Raw genomic sequence first — 20,244 nt, 5'->3', positions numbered from 1 at the left:
TACATCATCGAACCGAAGTTCTAGTAAGTCGATATGCCGAGGTCGATCCATCGATTTGGACCAAACCGCCCGCATATCTCTTCATGTCTATATCAATTTCAAAGAGCGTAGAGACAAAAACGAACCGAAGCGCCTGGATCTTTCTGGCGCAACTGCCTGCATAAGTCTCTGTTTTTGTTCCGCTTTCTTGACCGTGTGGCCCGTCTGGCGCCCCGTTGGTGCATCTCTGCGCCGCCGGTGAGGGGGTATTTAGGCCCCAGCGCTGAGACCCGCAAGGGGTTTTTTGCATAAAGATGACATTTTTTGCTGATCTTTTAGATTATCGTTTAATTTCAATAACTAACGGTCAAAATATTCTCGAACTTTTCCGCGTGGCTTCGTGTCTGTCAGGTCGTTTATCCGCGCAAAAGCCTTGGGAGTTGGGGTTGTCCACAGACTCGGCACCAAATGTGGATAGATCTGAACGAAAAAAGGCCGACTCTCTGCCATCTGGCAAGGAATCGGCCCCTCAAATGAGTCGGTGCGCTGATTACTGGACGTTGAAATGCCCGACATCGGGCGCAGCGCTGCGCAACCGAAGATATCCAAGGACCCGGTTCTCGCGATCAGGGTCAACGATCAGGACCTCCCCTTCAAATACAGTGAAGGTCGTCAACTCTTCGATATTGGTGAAGTGACTGATCAGCAGCAAAGGCCCAGTGCCCTCACCACCATCCCAGGATGCAACCCGCTCCCTCAGGTTCACCACATTTTCCGCACCCTGCAAAGAAAGCAAAAGGTTCAGGTCTGCAGAAGTCTCGACCGGAATGCTATCGCGAATGCTTGGATCCACTTCGTCGAAGCCGATCTTGATGTTCTCAAGGGTCTGCTGGTTCCGGCACCATTCACTGACGACAATCTTGCCGGGCAACAATCCGTTTGCGGCCAGCAACGCCCCAAAGTCCTGCATCGCCTGCTTACCAGAGTCACTCATCACGCGCTGATTTTCGCAATCTGTGGGCGAGACATTTTTTTCGTCAAGTTTGCTCCAGTCCGTTGGACCGTGGCGCATCAGGAAAACAATATCAGAACGACCGAAAAGCTCATCGATCATCTGAAAGGGTTCGAACCGCAGAGTATCCTCAACGGCGCGGCCCCCACCGCCCATCGTGACAGACATCTCACCCATATGGGTGGAGATCTGATCTACTCCACCCTCTGCCGCATACGCAGCGGGGCTGAGCAGTGTTGTAGTCAAAAGCGTAAGTAAGGCGCGGCGCATCATTTATGCACTCCTATTTTTTTTGAGCAACGCCCCGAGTTTAAGGGAGCGGAGACGATATACCAATAGTACGAGAACGATCCCCATGTAGATCATCGATTCAGCTTCCCATACTTTCTGGACCATCACGTAGTGTAGAGCGCCCAAGAATATAGCCGGGTACACTAGTTTTTGAACTTTGCGCCAACTGGCGGCACCCAAACGTCGGATAGAGGTGTCATTCGATGTCGCCATCACAGGCAAAAGAAGGACGAACCCGACCATTCCGATGGTAATGTAAGGCCGCTTTAGGATGTCGGTCCACATCTGACCCCATTGCAACTGCATATCGAGACCAAGCCAAACCAGCAGATGAAGGAAGACGTAAAAGAACGTTAGGTGACCAAGCGATCGGCGAAACCGGATCAGGTTCACGCCAGCCAATTGTCGGATCGGCGTGATCGTGAGGGTCAGAATGAAAAAGATGATCGCATACTGGCCAAGTTCGTGTTCGATGGTTTTTACGGGGTCCATACCCATCGCACCAGCGAACGTTGCAAAGATTATGTAGGCAAGCGGCAAAATACCTAGAATATAGATGACCCAAACCGGTATGGCCCGAGCGGATCGGTTCAAGGTATCCGTGACCGCCATGTCATCACTCCAATATGCTAGGGTGCCTGACGCACGTCAGTAGTATTTCGCCAGATCCATACCCTTATACATATCGGCCACTTCATCCCCATATCCATTAAACATTTTTGTCGGGATACGTTTTGCGAAGATGCCGCCCCCGATACGACGCTCTGTGGCCTGCGACCACCGTGGGTGATCAACCAGCGGATTGACGTTCGCGTAGAAGCCATATTCGTCTGAGTTGGTGACATTCCAGCTTGTCAGCGGCTCTTCTTCAAGAAGTGTGATCTTCACAATCGATTTGATCGACTTGAAGCCGTATTTCCATGGCACAACCAATCGGATCGGTGCGCCATTCTGATTTGGCATATCTTTACCATAGAGACCGGTGGCCATGATGGTCAGCGGATGCATCGCTTCATCTAGGCGCAGACCTTCCGTATAGGGCCAAACCAGATAGTGCTTTTTCTGTCCCCACATTTCTTCAGGGCGGTAGAGCGTTTCGAAGCTGACAAATTTCGCCTCTTCCTTCACACCTGCCATGTTCAACAGGTCGGCAAGTTCAAAGCCGTTCCACGGGATCACCATGGACCAGGCTTCGACGCATCGCAGGCGATAAATCCGCTCTTCGATGGTCATCTCGGACATGATGTCTTTGAAATCGTATGTACCGGGCTTATCTACCAGCCCACCAATCTCGATACTCCAGGGGCTCGTTGTCAGCGCGCCCGCGTATTTCGCGGGATCTGTCTTGTCCGTGCCGAACTCATAGAAATTGTTATACTGAGTGATTTCTTCCCATGTGTTGGGCGTTTCATCGGTCGAATACTGCGTTGCAGCAGCGGGTCCGGCAATGGACCCTGCAGCGATCGCGCCTGCACCACCGGCCAGAAAGTTTCGTCGATTGAGATAGACACTCTCAGGGGTGACGTCGTTCCAGGTCAGATTAGAAGTGTAGCGCTTTGCCATGTCAGTCCTCTTTTTGATCCCCAGTGTCTATAAGATAGGTAACGTACGAGACAAAACCATAACGCACAAACTCACGAAGATGTTGCTTGAGTGTCGGGATAAAGTTCATCCATTGCAACCGATCTGCCGTCATCTTGCACAATCCGCACATGTTCGCGCCGAAGTTGGCGAGGCTCCGCGACACCGACAGAGTGGGCAATCAACTCGACTTCCTTGACGATGTTCTGGGCGTAACGCGCGACCTTTAAACACTTGTCTTCCGGCACGAGGCCTTTCTGAAATCTCGGGTCATGAGTGGTGATCCCCGTGGGACAGGTATTCTTGTTGCACTTCATCGCCTGAATACAGCCTAGCGAGAACATAAAGCCCCGCGCACTCGTCACGAAATCCGCGCCCGCAGCCAAGGCCCACGCCACGTCACCCGGCACCATCAATTTGCCGCTGGCAATCAGCCGGATCCGCTGCTTCAGACCGTAGTTCCGCAAAAGGCAGGCAAGTTCGGGCAGCGCCTCGCGGATACTAATCCCTACCAGATCCATAAGTGGCAGAGGTGACGCCCCGGTCCCACCCTCGCCCCCATCAATGGTAATGAAATCCGGCGCGCTGTCCTCACCGCGAGCTTTGATCGCACGAAAAAGCTCATGGAATGGCGCGGCGGAGCCCATGACCGTCTTGATACCGACGGGCTTGCCAGTAACGTCCCGGATATGCGCAATGAAATCCAAGAGCTCTTCCACATTCCCGATATCGACATGGCGGTTGGGTGAAATGGAATCCTGCCCCTCGTCTATGCCTCGGATTTTTGCGATCTCAGGTCCGACTTTGTTGCCCGGAAGGATGCCACCCTTGCCCGGCTTCGCGCCTTGAGCCAGCTTGACCTCAAACATCTTGACTTGCTCATGGGCCGCGATCTCTCGCAGTTTGGCTTCGTCCAGATTACCCGCCTTGTCCCGAACGCCATACTTGGCCGTTCCAATTTGGAATACGATGTCAGCTCCACCCTCAAGATGATAGGGGCTCAATCCCCCCTCGCCCGTGTTCATCCAGATACCAGCATCCTTGGCGCCGCGGCTCAGCGCAATGACCGCCGGCTTTGAAATCGCGCCATAGCTCATGCCTGATATATTGAAGATTGAGCGGGCCACATAGGGCTGCGCGGCACCGGGGCCGATCATCAATGGGGCGCTTGTGGCAAACTGGTTGTCCAGCGGTGGAAAGGGCGCGTTGACGAAAAGGGGCGTGCCCACGACGGACAGGTTGCGGGTCGACCCAAAGGCCACGGTGTTACCGCTATGCTGGGTCGCACGGCCCACCCAATCCCGCTGGGCGCGGTTGAACGGCAATTCCTCACGGTCCATGGCAAAGAAGTACTGACGAAAGAACTCCCCCAACTCCGTAAAGAGATGCCTGAACCGACCGATGACAGGGTAGTTTCTGCGAATGGCGTCTTCGCGCTGGGTCCGGTCAATAGCGAAAAAGACAACCACAACCAGGGTGGCGACTCCGATCACCAAGACAAAGGTAAGGGCCAGCACTTCAATAGCCCAGCCTGCCCATTCAAACATCCACATTACCACGTACCCCTGCTGAATTACCGCCAGTTCTGCACATTCTCAGGGTCGGATCACAGCCGAAATCCGATATTTTATCACAAGTAATTTACTGGAAATGGAGAACTCGCGGGGCTTAGGCGAAATCCGCATTCGGTCAACACCCAGAAATTTTGGGTAGGCGGCATCCTGCCGGGGGGGTTTCCGCGTATACCTTACAGTCTCTCATAACGAGGGACAATTTTTATAGTGGGAGAAAATCGAATGATCCGCAGAACTTTTCTGACCGTTGTTGCAGCAGCGACCTTGGCCTTCACACCGTCCTACGCGGGCAGCATGAAGAAAGACATCGTCGACACAGCCCAAAGCGCTGGCAGCTTCAACACCCTGCTTGCAGCCGCTGAAGCAGCAGGTCTGGTCGAAACACTGAAAGGTGACGGTCCGTTCACAGTATTTGCGCCGACAGACGCAGCATTTGAAGCATTGCCGGAAGGCACAGTAGATGAACTTCTCTTGCCAGAGAACAAAGATCGTCTGACATCCATCCTCACATACCATGTCGTACCGGGCAAAGTTATGTCCACAGATCTGAGCGACGGGATGACCGCAGACACAGTTCAGGGTGCGGCAGTGGAAATCAGCACAGCCAATGGTGTGACTGTCGAAGGCGCAAACGTAAGCCAAGCTGACATCGAAGCAGAAAACGGTGTGATCCACGTGATCGATTCCGTCATTCTGCCACCAGAAAGCTAAAGCACATTCGAACGAATTATCCGTTCGGAATCGAAGGCCCCGGAGCATTAGCTTCGGGGCCATTTTTAGTTAGTGAACGACAGCGTCTTCCGGGGGCGTTCTGTTGGACGATGAGACTCTGTCTCCGACCAGCAGACCATCTGCACCCGCGCTAACGTCAATTGCGTCGCCATCCTTGATATCGCCCGACAGGATCATCTCGGCCAATTGATCTTGCAGCGCACGCTGGATGACACGCTTCAGAGGACGCGCGCCGAAAACGGGATCATAGCCTTCTTCTGCCAGCCAGGCCCGCGCACCCTCATCCAAATTGAGCGCGATTTTTCGACCAGCAAGCCTCTTCTCGAGCAAATGCAGCTGGATATCGACAATCCCCGCCATGTCACTGCGCGCCAGTCGATCAAAGATAATCGTCTCGTCCAATCGGTTCAGGAACTCTGGACGGAAATGCGACCGCACAGCATCCATGACGTCTCGCTTCGCTTGCGAGGCATCGGCCCCATCTGGCAGCTGGCTGAGAGCCTGAGCACCAAGGTTAGAGGTCAAAATGATCAGCGTCTGTTTGAAATCGACCGTGCGGCCCTGTCCGTCAGTTAGAACCCCGTCGTCCAGTACCTGAAGCAGAACATTAAACACGTCCGGGTGGGCCTTTTCGACCTCATCGAACAGCACGACCTGATAGGGCCTGCGCCGAACAGCTTCCGTCAAGACACCACCCTCGTCATAGCCCACGTATCCCGGAGGAGCCCCGATCAAGCGTGCCACCGCGTGCTTTTCCATAAACTCGGACATATCAATGCGAACCATCGCGCTGTCATCGTCGAACAGGAACTCGGCAACAGCTTTCGTCAGTTCCGTTTTACCTACACCGGTCGGGCCAAGGAACAGGAAGGACCCAAGCGGGCGGTTCTCATCATTCAGCCCTGCCCGCGCACGACGCACTGCGTTGGCGACCGCCCGAACGGCGCTCTTCTGACCGATGACGCGGGATCCGATCGCCTCTTCCATTCGCAACAGCTTCTCGCGCTCCCCCTCCAGCATTTTGGAAGTCGGGATACCAGTCCACCGCTCGACCACACTTGCAATCTGTTCGGGACGCACGGCTTCTTCGACCATGACGCCTTCATTCTCACGATCTTCCGCGTCAGCCAGTTGCTTCTCTAACTGAGGGATCACGCCGTAGGACAATTCCCCGGCCTTCGCCAGATTGCCTTCCCGCTTGGCGATGTCCAGTTCCGCGCGAGCACGGTCCAACTGTTCCTTGAGGTCGCGCGCGCCTTCCAGCTTGTCCCGTTCCGCCTGCCATTGCGCGGTCATCTCAGCAGACCGCTCCTGCAGTTCAGACAGTTCTTTTTCGATTGCCGCGAGCCGATCTTTCGACGCCGCATCGTCTTCTTTCTCCAACGCCGCAGCCTCAATCTGCTTTTGCAGAATTTCCCGGTCGAGCGCGTCAAGCTCTTCAGGCTTGCTGTCGACCTCCATCCGCAGACGGGACGCTGCCTCGTCGACCAGGTCAATCGCTTTGTCCGGCAGAAAACGATCCGTGATGTAGCGGTGGCTCAGCGTTGCAGCCGCGACAAGGGCCGAGTCAGAGATGCGAACGCCATGGTGCAGCTCGTATTTCTCCTTGATGCCCCGCAGAATAGAAACCGTGTCCTCCTCAGTTGGCTCCTCCACCAAGACAGGCTGGAACCGCCGCGCCAAAGCCGCGTCTTTTTCCACGTGCTTGCGATATTCATCCAGAGTTGTAGCGCCCACACAGTGCAACTCACCCCGCGCCAAAGCAGGTTTGAGAAGGTTTGATGCATCCATCGCTCCGTCCGCCTTCCCGGCGCCGACAAGCGTATGCATCTCATCGATGAACAGTACGATTTCGCCGGCAGCGTTGGTCACTTCAGACAGAATTGCTTTCAGGCGCTCCTCGAACTCACCGCGGTACTTCGCGCCAGCAATCAATGCGCCCATATCCAGCGCCATCAGGCGCTTGTTGCGCAGGCTTTCCGGGACGTCGCCATTCACAATCCGCAGAGCCAAGCCTTCGGCAATTGCGGTTTTACCCACGCCCGGCTCACCAATGAGAACCGGGTTGTTCTTCGTCCGGCGGCTCAGGACCTGCATGGTCCGCCGAATTTCCTCGTCGCGGCCAATGATCGGGTCAATTTTTCCCTCTTCAGCCGCCTCTGTCAGATCGCGGGCATATTTTTTCAACGCCTCGAAGCTGTCTTCCGCCGATGCGCTATCCGCCGTGCGGCCCTTGCGAATATCATTGATCGCTGTGTTCAGGTTCTGGGCGGTCACATCCCCTGCTTCCAAAGCTTCTTTTGCCTTGGATTTCACCATTGCCAGCGCGGTAAGAACCCGCTCGACCGTGACAAAGCTGTCGCCAGCCTTCTTTGCCAGCTTTTCCGCCTCATCGAGAACCTTCGCCGTCTGCGTGTCCAGATAGACCTGCGCCGCATCGCCGGTAACTTTTGGCTGTTTCGTCATTGCCACGTCTACGGCGTCGAGAACCCGCTCAGGGGCACCGCCCGACCGTGCGATCAGGTTAGAGGCAAGGCCTTGCTCGTCATCCAAGAGAGCTTTCAAAAGATGTTCGGGTGCCAGTCTTTGATGGCTTTCGCGCATCGCAATCGTTTGAGCGGCTTGCACAAACCCGCGCGCGCGTTCTGTGAACTTTTCCAAATTCATGATCTGTCCTTTCCGATAAGCGTTCCACTCGAACACCCGTAAGCGGCATGTCCCTTGGGAACCTTCCTCATGATATGGAAACGAAAACAGGCCGGCACAAGGTCCGCATGATGCAAAAATGTCACGAGATGAGATTTGCACCTTCGTCGGTCCCAAACATCGTCCGAAAAGCAAACTGATGCAGCCGCGGCTTGACCTTCCTCATCCTCCCGGACATCTAGAGAAAAATCCAAAGGAGCTCCCATGTCAGATGATCGTCTAATCGTCGCGCTCGATGTTCCGAACGCGCTGGCCGGACTTGATCTCGCCGGGAAGCTTGGCGACAGCGTTTCGTTTTACAAGATTGGCCTCGGCATGCTCACTGGCGGTGGCTTGGCGCTGGCCAACGAGCTGAAGCAAGACCACGGGAAGCGCATATTTCTCGACATGAAGCTCTTCGATATCGGCGCAACAGTAGAAGCAGCCGTGCACGGTCTCGCACAGTTCGACTTGGATTTCCTGACAGTCCATGGCGATCCGCATGTTGTTCAGGCAGCCAAGCAGGGCGCAAGCGGCACTGATCTTCAAATTCTTGCTGTTACAATCCTGACCTCACTGGATCGGAGCGATCTTGATGCGGGTCTCATGAAGGACGGGGATGTTCAAGATCTCGTTCTGGAGCGGGCTGGCCGCGCCTTTGACGCGGGGGCCGACGGCGTCATAGCGTCCCCCAACGAAGCCGGTCTTATCCGGACAATGTCTGAGGCCCAGGGAAAGAAGATTGTCACACCCGGCGTCAGGCCTGATGGTGTTGCGAAAGATGATCAGAAACGAACCGCTACGCCTGCCGCCGCGATATCTCAGGGCGCTGATCATATTGTGGTCGGCAGACCCATCTGGCAGGCGACGGACCCCAGACATGCGGTCGAAGCCATCTTGAAAACACTTCCCTAAACGAAAACGAGCCCCCCGATCCGGGAGGCTCGCTTGAGAAAAGGGGGAAGTAAAGAGGCTTTAGTCTTCCTCTGAGTTCCGCATTTGGACCAGTTCGGCCAATGTATAGTCAGCGCTGCTGACGCCCAGCGATGCGGCGAGCTGTGCTTTGCCACCGGTTTCGCTTTCAACGTTACCACCGAAGAAGATCTGGCCGTCGCGGCTATCATCCAGTTGCAGCTTCTCGGCGGCAGCGACAACGCTTGGTGTCGCACCGCGGGTTGGTGTCTGCGCTTCGACACGCACAATCTGCTCGGCTGCGCTGTCATTGAACTGCGCGAAGTATTCATGGGCTGGCGACGCCTTTGCTGCGGATACTGCAGTGATCGAAATCGCGATTGCGGCGGCTGTGACGATGAATTTCATGGGTTCAGTCCTTTCTAATCTGGTCTCTGTGTGGCGGAGCATCCTGCCCGCTTGATGAGACTGATATGCGCCCACCGGCGCAATCCATCAATGCACCAAATGTAGAAATTTTCCTAATTTCTGCGCTTTTACGCACATAAAAGGTGTTCAAATGAAAAATCGTCAAAACCAACAAAAAAAGCGCCCTAGGAATGAAGTCCCACGGGGCGCCTTTATATGGTGTTCAACGGAGATTAGAGATCAGTCGTTGATATCAGTGTGCCAGACTTTGACACTCTTTTCCGGTTTGCCGAAAATTCGGCGTAATCCAAGCCATGCGATCAATGACAATGCTGCGAAGGCCACCAGCGTGATGGGAAGTGACGCCGCAAGATAGGCCGCGAACGGCCCGCCGATGGCGAACACCCCTCCCAAGACCGCCGCTGCCAGCGCGAAGCCCAAGAGGATGAAGCCTGGGGCAAGAACTTCGAGGATACCCAAGCCCAACGCTGCCGCGAACCAGAACCAATAGGCTGTCCACATGATTAAGATCTCCCTTTAAGCAGGCCAAACGCGTCTCCGAAGGAGTCGAGTACCGCGGAGGGCAGCAAGACAGTCTGTTTGCCGTTGCCTTTGCCAACCTCGGTCAGCGCCTCGACCTGTTTCAGGGCAACCTGATACTGCGCCGCTTCAAGACCGTTGTCCTCAATGGCTTGCGCCACGACGCTGGTTGCGTAGGCCTCTGCGTCGGCTTGGACACGGCGCGCCTTGGCGGCCTGTTCGGCTGCGTAAAGTTCCGCATCGGCCTGAAGTTCAACCGACCGCTTGAGACCTTCTGCCTCGGTAACCTGTGCCCGACGGGCCCGCTCGGCGTTCAACTGCTGCAGCATGGCCGCGCGCGTCGCCTCATCAAGGTTCACATCAAGGATTTCAGCTCGTGTAACCTCGATCCCCCAGTCATCTACGATTTTTTCCAGTGACTGCTGGATCCGTATGATCAGCTGTGCCCGGTTGGACTGCACCTCGTCCAGCTCAAGCGTACCGATCTCTGACCGGACGATACCAGCGACGGTTGTCGCAATCGCAGCGTCAATATCCCGGATCCGATACACGGTCTTTTCAGGCTCGATGATACGGTAAAACACGCTGGTATCGACCTGCACCAAAACGTTATCACTCGTGATCGCGTCCTGCTTATTCGTGGGAAGTTGCCGTTCAAGAATAGAAATTCTATGCGCCACCTTGTCGAAGAACGGAACAATCAGGTTGATACCCGGTCCCAGCACGGACCTCAGTTTCCCGAAACGCTCAACCACGAACTTCTGAGATTGAGGAACAATCCGCACACCAGTGAGGATCGCCACAACGATCAGAGCCGCCAGTAAAAGGAACACGATGTTGTTCCCGACAAAGTTCAGCAAAAAATCTTCAATATTCATACATTCTCCTCTGCCCCCACACATCATATGGGGTTAAATCGACTAATTTTAAAGACCGAACCGTGAACACCGCCCGTTGTGCTGCAAATTCGCATCCTGTATTTTACGGCCGATGCCATCCCTTTGTCGCACCTGTTTTAGTCAATTTAACGACGCAAGCCGATGTCCGGTCTGCGGCAGTCCACGCGTGCTGTCTCATCCCGAACTGTTCGAGCTGTCAATCGCACACATGGACTGCGATGCGTTCTATGCATCGGTTGAAAAACGGGACAATCCGGAACTGGCTGACAAACCCGTGATCATTGGCGGTGGACGGCGGGGCGTCGTCTCGACAGCCTGCTACATCGCGCGGATCAAAGGGGTTCGATCGGCGATGCCTATGTTCAAGGCGCTCAAGCTGTGTCCTGAGGCTGTGTTGGTTCGGGGTCGCATGGATGTCTACGTCGACGTGTCCCGTCAAATCCGCACTATGATGGAGGAACTGACACCCGCCATTCAGCCCCTGTCGCTGGACGAGGCCTTCATGGACCTGAGCGGAACGGAAAAACTGCACGGCGCGCCCCCAGCTGTGATGCTTGCCAAACTGGTTAGGCGGATGGAGACGGAGCTTGGCCTGACCGGTTCTATTGGGCTCAGCCACAACAAGTTTTTGGCGAAAGTTGCATCCGATCTCGACAAACCACGCGGCTTTTCCATCATTGGGGAGGCCGAGACGACAGATTTCTTGCGCGACAAACCCGTCAGCCTGATCTGGGGCGTCGGGACTGTCAGCCGCGAGGGACTGGCGAAAGCCGGCATTCGGACATTTTCAGACCTGCTTCGCTGGGATCGAAAAGATCTGCATGCACGCTTCGGCTCCATGGGTGATCGGCTGTGGCATCTTGCACGCGGTCAGGATTACCGAAAGGTCACAGCGCACGAACCGGTCAAAGGTATTTCCAACGAGACCACCTTTCACGACGACACCAATGATCTGGATCTTTTGGATGGACACCTTTGGCGGATGTCGGAAAAGGTGGCCGACCGGGCGAAAGCCAAGCGGATCGCAGGGCGTGTGGTGACGCTTAAATTGAAGCAAGCGAATTTCCAGATCATCACCCGACGCCTGACGTTGCGGGATGCGACGCAGATGGCGGACAGGATCTATTCTACGGCGCGGGGTCTCTTTGACGCGATCGGGGACAAAGGGCCGTACCGTTTGCTGGGCGTCGGCATTTCCGATCTCACCGATGAAGACGACGCAGACCGGGCGCCCGACCTTCTTGATCCGGATGCCGAGAAGCGCAGCGAGGCGGAACGGGCCACCGACAAGATCAGAGCCCGGTTTGGCAAGGACGCGATCACCAAGGGTCGCGCGTTGCGCTAAACGCTAAATCACAGCATTAAGGGCTTGGCTCAGCTTGTCGGTCAACTCATCGAGTTGATCGTCGCTGATAATGAAAGGCGGGGCCAGGAGGACGTGATCGCCATGCTTGCCGTCGATAGTCCCCGACATGGGATAGCAGATCAGCCCCGCCTCAAACGCCGCTTTTTTGATGTTTGCCGCAATGCGACGGGACGGATCGAACGGCGCTTTGCTTTCGCGATCCTCAACTATCTCGATGCCGCGGAAGAGCCCCCGTCCCCGGATATCGCCGATATTCGGGTGCTGCTTGAACTGCTCCATTAGCCGCGCGTGAAGGGCGTCCCCCTTTTCCTGAACCCGAGGCAACAGGCCGCGCTGCAAAATAGCCGAAACCACGGCCAGACCGCCTGCTGCAGCCGCCGGGTGCCCAAGATAGGTGTGTCCATGTTGAAAAAAGCCAGAGCCTGCCGCGATGACGTCGTAAATCTGAGCCGTGCACAGCATCGCGCCGATAGGTTGGTAGCCCGCACCCAGCCCTTTCGCGATACACACGATATCGGGTGCGACCCCGTCCTGCTCGCAAGCAAACAGCGATCCTGTACGGCCCATCCCGCACATCACTTCATCGAGAATGAGTAGTACGCCGTAGGTGTCGCAAATCTCACGTATTCGCTTGAAGTAGCCGGGCGCAGCGGTCACCGCCCCCGCCGTGGCCCCCACGACGGGCTCCGCCATGAAGGCCATCACCGTATCCGGACCAAGGCGTAGAATTTCCTCCTCCAACGCATTGGCCGCCCTCAATCCGTAGGCCTCGGCGCTTTCGCCGGCCTCGCGCAAGCGGTATTCGTAGCAAGGTGCGATATGCGAGACGTTCAGAAGCAATGGGCCAAATTGGGCGCGGCGCCACTCGTTTCCACCGGCTGACAGGGCACCTATCGTGTTCCCGTGGTAGCTTTGGCGACGTGCGATCAGCCTGCTGCGACTTGGGGCACCCTTTTCCACCCAATATTGGCGCGCCAGTTTTATGGCGGCCTCCGCAGCCTCTGACCCACCCGATACGAGATAAACCCGGTCCAGCCCGTCCGGCGCATGTTCCACCAGAAGATCAGCCAACGCCTCGGCCGGGGCACTTGTGAAAAACCCGGTATGGGCGAAGGCAAGCTGATCCAGCTGCGCTTTGATGGCCTCGGTCACATCAGGATCACCGTGACCCAGACAGGATACGGCGGCGCCACCCGATCCATCGAGATAGCGTTTGCCTGTGTCGTCGATCAGATAGCAACCCTCGCCACCAACAGCGACCGGGTAGCTCTGCGCCGAATGACGCGGAAAAATATGTGACATCGCACAGTCTCCGACAAGGTCTGTGACTCAACGATTCCACGAAGACGCCGGTGACGCAAAGCCTAGTTCGACGCCACCATATTCAAACACCTTATGCTTGCGATTGGCATTTCCGGTGCTACGCTGATTCAAAACAAAGGCAGGTCTCGGGCACAACTGTCGATAAAAACTATAATATGGGAGAATACTATGCTGCATCTTCGTACCGCACTTCTGACAGCAACGCTTGCTGTCAGTGTATCCGCGGCACATGCGCAGGACCGCTTCATCACCATCGGGACCGGCGGCCAGACGGGCGTCTATTTTGTGGTAGGTCAATCGATCTGCCGCCTTGTCAATCGGGGCTCCGCAGATCACGGCCTGAAATGCACGGCCCCCTCCACGGGCGGCTCGATCGCGAACATCAATGCCATCAAGGCGGGTGACATGGACATGGGCGTGGCCCAGTCCGACTGGCAGTTCCACGCATTCAACGGCTCGTCCCAGTTCGAGGGCGACAAGTTTGACAACCTGCGTGCCGTCTTCTCGGTACATGGCGAGCCATTCACTGTCGTGGCGCGGGCCGATTCCGGTGTCGAGGGCTTCGATGATCTGTTCGGCAAGCGTGTAAACGTCGGCAATCCCGGATCTGGTCAACGTGCGACCATGGACGTTGTTTTAGACGCCATGGGAAAATCATCTTCAGACTTCGCGCTCGCGTCAGAGTTGAAGCCAGCGGAACAGTCAGCCGCTTTGGGTGACAACAAGGTCGATGCCATCATCTACACCGTGGGCCATCCTAACGGCTCGATCCAAGAAGCCACGTCAACAGTTGATGCAAAACTGGTCGATGTGACAGGCGAAGCGATCGACAAGCTGATCGCGGACAACCCGTATTATGCCGCTGCGACGATCCCCGGCGGTCTCTACAAGGGCAATGACGACGACACCCAAACCTTCGGAGTGAAGGCCACATTCGTGACGTCAGCCGATGTTGCCGATGATGTCGTCTACACCGTGGTGAAGGCAGTCTTTGACAATTTTGACCGCTTCAAGGGCCTGCACCCCGCATTTGCCAACCTGCAAGAGGAAGAAATGATCTCGGCCGGCCTAAGCGCACCGCTGCATCCGGGTGCCGAGCAATACTACCGCGAGCGCGGTTGGATCGAGTAAGGATCCCCGATCCTGATTGAAACAGATGGCTCCGCTTCGGCGGGACCATCCTACGATGCCCGTCATTCAGAAGAATTCTGTGCGGTGGCATCGGCGTAGGGGGACATATCATGAGCGATAAGCAATTCGAATCCGCGGCTGTTGAAAACGAGGCCTCCGGAAAAGGGGGGCTGAGCCAAGCAGAACTTGATGAACTGGTGGCCTCCTCCGATACAGGCGGACGATCCCCAAGCGGGCCTGTCGGTATCTTCTTGATCGCGGTCGCCCTGATCTGGTCACTGTTCCAACTTTGGATCGCCTCCCCCATCCCCTTCATGATTAATTTCGGCGTGTTCAACGACACCGAGGCACGGTCCTTCCACCTCGCCTTCGCATTATTGCTCGCCTTTCTTGCCTACCCGGCCGCGCGATCGCCCGCACAGTTGATCCTCGCGCTCGCCGTCCCCGTTATACTGACGTTCCTATTCATCTATGGGGCTAAGGACGAAACACCCGTCTGGTGGATTCCGATTGTCGGCGTCGCGGTGATCGGCGCTATTCTTTTGGGCTCCCCCAAGGATCGTGTTCCGCTTTGGGAATGGGGTCTTGCCCTCTTTGGGGCGGCGGCCTCACTGTATCTTTATTTCGCTTATGATGGCATCGCCCAACGGGTCGGCGCCCCAATTCTGCAAGACTTCGTGGTTGCGGTAATAGGCCTCATGTTGTTGCTGGAAGCGACGCGCCGCGCACTTGGCCCCGCGCTCATGATCGTTGCAACTGTTTTCTTGGTCTACACATTCCTCGGCGCGCTCATGCCAGGTATAATCGCCCACAAGGGCAACAATCTGTCCGAGGTCGTGAACCACCAGTGGATCACCACTGAAGGTGTCTTCGGCATCGCTCTTGGTGTGTCTACCTCGTTCGTATTCCTTTTCGTCCTCTTCGGCTCACTTCTCGATAAAGCCGGTGCGGGCAACTACTTCATCCAAGTCGCGTTCAGCCTGATGGGTCACATGCGGGGCGGTCCCGCAAAAGCTGCCGTGGTGTCCTCGGCCATGACCGGGCTGATCTCCGGCTCGTCCATCGCGAATGTGGTGACGACTGGGACATTCACCATCCCCTTGATGAAACGCGTCGGCTTCTCGGCCGAGAAAGGCGGAGCGGTCGAGGTGGCCTCTTCGGTTAACGGGCAGATCATGCCTCCCGTGATGGGTGCTGCCGCGTTCCTGATGGTTGAATATGTGGGCATCCCCTATTTCGACGTCGTCAAACACGCCTTCCTGCCTGCCGTCATCAGCTACATCGCGCTGGTCTACATCGTGCATCTGGAGGCGATGAAGGCGAACATGCAGGGTCTTCCGCGTCCCTATGAGCCGAAGCCTCTCGTTGCTTGGTTGATCTCACTCGCCTTCACCATTGCCGCAATCTGCGCGCTCAGTTTTGCCGTCTATTACGGGATGGGCTGGATTAGGCCTGCATTCGGGGAGAATGCATCCTACGTTGTCTTCGGATTCCTTGTGCTGGTCTATATCGGATTGCTCTTCATCAGCTCCCGCGAAGCGCCGCTGAAGATGGAGGATCCGAACGCCCCCGTCACCAAACTCCCCATGCCTGGTCCCACGGTACGGTCAGGATTGCACTTCCTGTTGCCGGTCGTTGTGCTGGTCTGGGCTCTCATGATCGACCGCCTCTCACCTGGTTTGTCGGCCTTTTGGGCAGCCGCGTTCATGATTTTCATCCTCGTCACACAGCGCCCGATCCTTGCGTTGATGCGGGGCGAAAGCAGCTTCAGCGCAGAGGCACGCGCGGGTTTCGTAGACCTTCTGGAAGGTCTGGTCGCAGGCGCCCGCAATATGATCGGCATCGGCATCGCAACAGCAACGGCTGGCATCATCGTGGGTTCGGTCAGCCAGACCGGGGTCGGATCCGCGTTGGCGGACGTGGTAGAGGTGTTGTCCGGCGGAAACATCATGGCGATCCTCGTGCTGACCGCCGTCCTGTCACTGATCCTTGGAATGGGCTTGCCCACCACGGCAAACTACATCGTTGTGTCGGCGCTGCTCGCCCCTGTGATCGTAACGCTTGGGCAACAGAACGGACTGATCGTTCCACTGATCGCGGTCCATCTGTTCGTGTTCTATTTTGGGATCATGGCGGATGTGACGCCCCCGGTCGGCCTCGCCAGTTTCGCTGCTGCAGCGGTGTCCGGCGGGGATCCGATCAAAACCGGCGTCGTTGCGTTCTTCTATAGCCTGCGGACAGCAGCCTTGCCGTTTCTCTTTATCTTCAACACCGATCTTTTGCTGATCGATGTGACGTGGGCGCAAGGTATACTTGTCTTCATTGTCGCGACATGTGCGATGCTGCTCTTTGCCGCTGCCACCCAAGGCTGGTTCCTTGCCCGCAACCGCATTCATGAAACCCTTCTGTTGCTCCTGATTGCCTTTACCCTGTTCCGACCGGGCTTCTGGATGGACATGGTTGTTGCACCATTTGAAAACGTGCCACCCGCACAGATTGAACAGGCCGCCATGGATGCGGAGGTGGGTCAAGACCTGCGACTGGAAGTCAGCGGCTTGAATGCCGTCGGCGATCCGGTCACGTTCACCGCTCTTCTGCCCGTCGGCGAAGGGGAAACCGGTGCTGACAGGCTTTTGGCCTCCGGCCTCGAGTACATCGTGAACGGCGAGGATGTGATTATCGACAACGTAGCCTTTGGCAGCCCGGCCGCCGAGGCTGGCTTCGATTGGGATCAAACCATCGAACAGGTACTGGCCCCGGCAGTTCAGCCATCGAAGTACTGGATGTTCATCCCGGCGCTCGTCCTTTTGGCGTTGGTCGTGATGATGCAGCGCGGGCGGGGACGTCCAGCCGAAACGGCTACGGCTTAGGGAAGGAACTTTTCCATGTTTGACAACATCCTGCTGCCCATCGACATCCATCACCCGGAAAGCTGGAACAAGGCCCTGCCGCTGGCGCTAGAAGCCATCGGCAAGGACGGCCAATTGCATATTCTGGGGATCGTCCATGATTTGGGGTCGGCACTGGTCGCCTCTTACCTTCCGCCTGACTTCGAAAAGAAGGCGTTGCAGCACATGAAGAATGATCTGGGCGAGTTCGCGAAGAAACAAGTTCCAGACCACGCGAAGGTCATGACCCATGTGGGCCATGGGCATGTGTCTGAGACGATCCTGAAAGCGGCTAAAAAAGTGAAGGCGGACGCGATATTCATGGCATCGCATCCGCCGGATGAGCTTCGGACATTCCTCGTTGGCTCCCATGCCAACAAGGTGGTCCGTCATGCCCCGATGCCCGTGATGGTTATCAGATAGACATGGATTAGCTTGCCAGCGCGGGCTCTTTCTTGGTGTCCTTGCGCTGGAATTCTTCGTGGTAGGACCGCTCAACATTAACCGACCATAGGTCATGGCTGGCGCCAAGGATATTGCGCGCCGCATACATGGCAGACAGCATGGAATGGTCTTGGTTGTTGTAGCGGTGCAGCCCGTTCCGACCTACGGTCTGGAGGTTCTCCATCGAGTTCATCCAAGCTTCGATCACGGCAACCGCATCTTTGTACTCCGTGTCATAGACAGGATATGCCTTGGGCTGGCGGATGATCGCGCCGTCGACGACATCGGTTTTCTTGGCAAGGCCCAAGCGTTCGATCTCAACCGACGCAAGCTCTTTCAGGTCTTCGTCTGAGCTGTCCCATAGGCCGTCGCCTTCCTGACAGAAATACTCCATGCCGATGGACGCTTGGGTGTCATTTGGCACCATCTCCTGCGACCAGGCGCGGAAGTTCTGGATGCGGGCCACTTTGACATCATCGGAATGGATATAGATCCAGTTGTCCCGAAACGGATCAGGCGTGTTCAGCACCAGTGTCACGATCAGAAAATCTCGGTATTTCAGCTTGGCCGCAGCGTCCAGAACATGCTGTGGCGGGGCGGGCTCGATGCAATTGATCAGATCTTTGAGACCCATCGAGTTCACGAAGTTCTTGGCCTCTACCCGGTTGGTGACAACCTCACCGGTCACTGCATCTTTCTGCTTGGTCTCAAGCGCCACAATCCGGTTGCCCTTGCGTATCAACTTCTGAACGGGCGCATACATAAAGACGTTCCCGCCCTTCTCTTCGATGATTTCACCGCAGCGTTCCCACATCATGCCGGGACCCAGGCGGGGATAATCGAACTCCTCGATCAAACTGGCGGTGTCATTCGCGCCCGAAATCGCGTTCCAGATCGCCTTGGTCAGTGACAGGTTTTTAATCCGTTGCGCGGCCCAATCCGCCTCGATTTCACGTGGGGGGATGCCCCAGACCTTTTCTGTGTAGCTGCGGAAGAAGTGCATGTAGAGACGCCCTCCGAACCGGTTGATCACCCAATCCTCGAAACTCTTCTCGTCGCGGTTCGGATTTACCTTCCATTTGGCATAACTTGCCATGATCCGCGCCGCCTCGTAGGCACCGATATTGCCGAGCGCATTAAAAATTTTCAGAGGATAATCATAGAACTTGCCGCGGTAGTAAATCCGGCTGGAGCGCGGCACCCGGATGAAGTCATCCGTCAAAATCTCGTGCCACATCTCGTTGACTTCTTCGACCTTGGTGAAAAATCGGTGTCCACCAATGTCAAAGCGGAAACCTTTGTGATCTTCGGTGCGGGAAATCCCGCCCAACTTGCCGGAAGCCTCGAACACCTGAACCGACTTTTCAGGCGCATGCTTCAAAAGCTCATAGGCCGCCGTCAGACCAGCAGGGCCACCACCAATGACAGCAAGATCGAGAGCGTTTGCGCGTCGTTCGATGTCTTCGATATTGCCGTCCATCATGCGGATTCCCCCAATGAATGAAGTGACGCTCCGGGCGCGGCCTCGTCACGAAAATAACTGATTGTGCGATCAAGCCCTAAAGACAGCGGAACCTTCGGGCTCCAACCGGTAAGTTTATTGATCAGCGAGATATCGGGGCACCGTCGTCTGGGATCGTCCACCGGGCTTTCTTGATATTCGATGGACGCTGCAGCGCCGACCTTGTCTGTAATCCTGCGGGCAAGCTCCCCGATCTCGACCTCTTCGGGGTTGCCCGCGTTGACCGGACCCGTGACGTCATCAGGCGTGGCCATCACAGCCATCAGTGCATCTACCATATCGTCCACATAGCAGAATGACCGGGTCTGCTTGCCTTCCCCGTAGACTGTGATGGGTTTTTCATTGAGGGCTTGAACGATGAAGTTTGAGACAACCCTACCATCATCAGGCAGCATACGCGGACCGTAAGTATTGAAAATGCGGACGATTTTCACGCGCAGATCGTGCTGACGGTGATAGTCGGAAAACAGTGTCTCGGCACACCGCTTACCCTCATCATAGCAGGCGCGTGGGCCGATCGTGTTCACGTTCCCCCAATAATCTTCAGTTTGCGGATGAATATCAGGATCGCCGTAAATTTCAGAGGTCGACGCCTGTAAAATCTTGGCGCCTGTGCGCTTCGCTAGGCCGAGAAGATTGATCGCGCCGACAACACTTGTCTTCGTAGTCTGTACGGGATCATGCTGATAGTGTCGGGGCGAGGCCGGGCACGCCATGTTGTAGATCTCGTCAACCTCGACATAGAGCGGAAACGTGATGTCGTGGCGCATTGCTTCGAAGTTTGGCTTGCCGATCAGATGCGCGATGTTGCGCTTGCGACCAGTAAAATAATTGTCGACGCAAAGCACGTCATTGCCTTGGGCAACAAGACGCTCACAGAGATGACTACCCAGAAAGCCGGACCCACCGGACACGAGAATTCGCTTTTCCATATGCACCCCAAAGCATGCTGTCGGT

17 protein-coding genes are annotated in these 20,244 nt (G+C 56.0%); 6 read left to right on the top strand and 11 right to left on the bottom strand.

All coding sequences use genetic code 11. The features are described from left to right. Positions 1-529: 529 nt before the first annotated feature. From KIN_RS09860 to KIN_RS09845, 4 genes are all read right to left on the bottom strand, one after another. Entirely contained in the window at positions 530-1,264 is a 735-nt protein-coding gene (locus KIN_RS09860) for a histidine phosphatase family protein (RefSeq protein WP_159806442.1), read from the bottom strand. Beyond that, entirely contained in the window at positions 1,265-1,894 is a 630-nt protein-coding gene (msrQ, locus tag KIN_RS09855) for a protein-methionine-sulfoxide reductase heme-binding subunit MsrQ (protein ID WP_159806440.1), read from the bottom strand. A 36-nt stretch (positions 1,895-1,930) separates the two neighbouring features. Further along, positions 1,931-2,845, bottom strand: a complete 915-nt coding sequence (gene msrP / locus KIN_RS09850) for a protein-methionine-sulfoxide reductase catalytic subunit MsrP (RefSeq protein WP_159806438.1) — start codon at positions 2,843-2,845, stop codon at positions 1,931-1,933. Positions 2,846-2,916: 71 nt separating this feature from the next. Beyond that, the gene (locus tag KIN_RS09845) at positions 2,917-4,416 is read right to left on the bottom strand and encodes an FMN-binding glutamate synthase family protein (RefSeq protein WP_159806436.1); all 1,500 of its coding nucleotides are present in this window, start codon (positions 4,414-4,416) and stop codon (positions 2,917-2,919) included. 243 nt (positions 4,417-4,659) lie between these two features. Between KIN_RS09845 and KIN_RS09840 the strand changes: the two genes are divergently transcribed. Beyond that, a complete protein-coding gene (locus KIN_RS09840) occupies positions 4,660-5,148 on the top strand; it encodes a fasciclin domain-containing protein (protein WP_159806434.1) in 489 nt (162 codons plus the stop codon). Positions 5,149-5,217: 69 nt separating this feature from the next. Here KIN_RS09840 and clpB read toward each other — a convergent pair whose 3' ends face one another. Further along, the gene (gene clpB / locus KIN_RS09835) at positions 5,218-7,836 is read right to left on the bottom strand and encodes an ATP-dependent chaperone ClpB (RefSeq protein ID WP_159806432.1); all 2,619 of its coding nucleotides are present in this window, start codon (positions 7,834-7,836) and stop codon (positions 5,218-5,220) included. A gap of 243 nt (positions 7,837-8,079) precedes the next feature. On the opposite strand from clpB, the gene pyrF reads away from it, so the two are divergent. Next, on the top strand, positions 8,080-8,769 hold the full coding sequence (gene pyrF, locus KIN_RS09830; RefSeq protein WP_159806430.1) for an orotidine-5'-phosphate decarboxylase: 690 nt from the start codon (positions 8,080-8,082) through the stop codon (positions 8,767-8,769). A 60-nt stretch (positions 8,770-8,829) separates the two neighbouring features. On the opposite strand, the gene KIN_RS09825 is transcribed toward pyrF, so the two are convergent. The 3 genes from KIN_RS09825 to KIN_RS09815 all read right to left on the bottom strand — a co-directional run bounded on the left by KIN_RS09825 (position 8,830) and on the right by KIN_RS09815 (position 10,592). Then, on the bottom strand, positions 8,830-9,174 hold the full coding sequence (locus KIN_RS09825; protein ID WP_159806428.1) for a hypothetical protein: 345 nt from the start codon (positions 9,172-9,174) through the stop codon (positions 8,830-8,832). Between the two features lie 240 nt (positions 9,175-9,414). Next, positions 9,415-9,696 (bottom strand): NfeD family protein, encoded by a 282-nt coding sequence (locus tag KIN_RS09820; protein ID WP_306439003.1) that lies wholly within the window; start codon positions 9,694-9,696, stop codon positions 9,415-9,417. A 2-nt stretch (positions 9,697-9,698) separates the two neighbouring features. Further along, positions 9,699-10,592: an SPFH domain-containing protein gene (locus tag KIN_RS09815; RefSeq protein WP_159806426.1), complete on the bottom strand. Its 894-nt coding sequence runs from the start codon at positions 10,590-10,592 to the stop codon at positions 9,699-9,701. Between the two features lie 112 nt (positions 10,593-10,704). Here KIN_RS09815 and KIN_RS09810 point away from each other — a divergent pair, with 112 nt between their 5' ends. After that, positions 10,705-11,958 carry a DNA polymerase IV gene (locus KIN_RS09810; RefSeq protein WP_159806424.1) on the top strand — a complete coding sequence of 418 codons (1,254 nt, stop codon included), beginning with the start codon at positions 10,705-10,707 and terminating at the stop codon, positions 11,956-11,958. Between the two features lie 3 nt (positions 11,959-11,961). Here the strand turns inward: KIN_RS09810 and KIN_RS09805 are convergent, their stop codons facing one another. Then, entirely contained in the window at positions 11,962-13,281 is a 1,320-nt protein-coding gene (locus tag KIN_RS09805) for an aspartate aminotransferase family protein (protein WP_159806422.1), read from the bottom strand. A 189-nt stretch (positions 13,282-13,470) separates the two neighbouring features. Here KIN_RS09805 and KIN_RS09800 point away from each other — a divergent pair, with 189 nt between their 5' ends. From KIN_RS09800 to KIN_RS09790, 3 genes are all read left to right on the top strand, one after another. After that, on the top strand, positions 13,471-14,433 hold the full coding sequence (locus KIN_RS09800; RefSeq protein WP_159806420.1) for a TAXI family TRAP transporter solute-binding subunit: 963 nt from the start codon (positions 13,471-13,473) through the stop codon (positions 14,431-14,433). Between the two features lie 110 nt (positions 14,434-14,543). Beyond that, positions 14,544-17,303: a TRAP transporter permease gene (locus tag KIN_RS09795; protein WP_159806418.1), complete on the top strand. Its 2,760-nt coding sequence runs from the start codon at positions 14,544-14,546 to the stop codon at positions 17,301-17,303. A gap of 15 nt (positions 17,304-17,318) precedes the next feature. Then, positions 17,319-17,744, top strand: a complete 426-nt coding sequence (locus KIN_RS09790) for a universal stress protein (RefSeq protein ID WP_159806416.1) — start codon at positions 17,319-17,321, stop codon at positions 17,742-17,744. Between the two features lie 7 nt (positions 17,745-17,751). Here KIN_RS09790 and KIN_RS09785 read toward each other — a convergent pair whose 3' ends face one another. Both KIN_RS09785 and KIN_RS09780 read right to left on the bottom strand, forming a co-directional pair. Continuing rightward, a complete protein-coding gene (locus KIN_RS09785; protein ID WP_243144884.1) occupies positions 17,752-19,248 on the bottom strand; it encodes an NAD(P)/FAD-dependent oxidoreductase in 1,497 nt (498 codons plus the stop codon). Beyond that, entirely contained in the window at positions 19,245-20,219 is a 975-nt protein-coding gene (locus KIN_RS09780; protein ID WP_174239112.1) for a UDP-glucuronic acid decarboxylase family protein, read from the bottom strand. The genes KIN_RS09785 and KIN_RS09780 overlap by 4 nt, the downstream gene beginning before the upstream one ends. Positions 20,220-20,244: the final 25 nt, after the last annotated feature.

The sequence above is a fragment of the Litoreibacter roseus genome, assembly GCF_009811795.1.
GTDB classification, from domain to species: Bacteria; Pseudomonadota; Alphaproteobacteria; order Rhodobacterales; family Rhodobacteraceae; genus Litoreibacter; species Litoreibacter roseus.
This window is presented reverse-complemented; position numbering and strand designations above follow the sequence as displayed.

Bases quoted from the DNA above. Each gene is read 5' to 3' on its own strand.
- KIN_RS09780 (WP_174239112.1), bottom strand. From the start codon at position 20,219: ATGGAAAAGCGAATTCTCGTGTCCGGTGGGTCCGGCTTTCTGGGTAGT.
- KIN_RS09810 (WP_159806424.1), top strand. From the start codon at position 10,705: ATGCCATCCCTTTGTCGCACCTGTTTTAGTCAATTTAACGACGCAAGC.
- pyrF (WP_159806430.1), top strand. From the start codon at position 8,080: ATGTCAGATGATCGTCTAATCGTCGCGCTCGATGTTCCGAACGCGCTG.
- msrQ (WP_159806440.1), bottom strand. From the start codon at position 1,894: ATGGCGGTCACGGATACCTTGAACCGATCCGCTCGGGCCATACCGGTT.
- KIN_RS09800 (WP_159806420.1), top strand. From the start codon at position 13,471: ATGCTGCATCTTCGTACCGCACTTCTGACAGCAACGCTTGCTGTCAGT.
- clpB (WP_159806432.1), bottom strand. From the start codon at position 7,836: ATGAATTTGGAAAAGTTCACAGAACGCGCGCGCGGGTTTGTGCAAGCC.
- KIN_RS09840 (WP_159806434.1), top strand. From the start codon at position 4,660: ATGATCCGCAGAACTTTTCTGACCGTTGTTGCAGCAGCGACCTTGGCC.
- KIN_RS09860 (WP_159806442.1), bottom strand. From the start codon at position 1,264: ATGATGCGCCGCGCCTTACTTACGCTTTTGACTACAACACTGCTCAGC.
- KIN_RS09845 (WP_159806436.1), bottom strand. From the start codon at position 4,416: ATGTGGATGTTTGAATGGGCAGGCTGGGCTATTGAAGTGCTGGCCCTT.
- KIN_RS09785 (WP_243144884.1), bottom strand. From the start codon at position 19,248: ATGATGGACGGCAATATCGAAGACATCGAACGACGCGCAAACGCTCTC.
- KIN_RS09790 (WP_159806416.1), top strand. From the start codon at position 17,319: ATGTTTGACAACATCCTGCTGCCCATCGACATCCATCACCCGGAAAGC.
- KIN_RS09825 (WP_159806428.1), bottom strand. From the start codon at position 9,174: ATGAAATTCATCGTCACAGCCGCCGCAATCGCGATTTCGATCACTGCA.
- KIN_RS09795 (WP_159806418.1), top strand. From the start codon at position 14,544: ATGAGCGATAAGCAATTCGAATCCGCGGCTGTTGAAAACGAGGCCTCC.
- msrP (WP_159806438.1), bottom strand. From the start codon at position 2,845: ATGGCAAAGCGCTACACTTCTAATCTGACCTGGAACGACGTCACCCCT.
- KIN_RS09815 (WP_159806426.1), bottom strand. From the start codon at position 10,592: ATGAATATTGAAGATTTTTTGCTGAACTTTGTCGGGAACAACATCGTG.
- KIN_RS09820 (WP_306439003.1), bottom strand. From the start codon at position 9,696: ATGTGGACAGCCTATTGGTTCTGGTTCGCGGCAGCGTTGGGCTTGGGT.
- KIN_RS09805 (WP_159806422.1), bottom strand. From the start codon at position 13,281: ATGTCACATATTTTTCCGCGTCATTCGGCGCAGAGCTACCCGGTCGCT.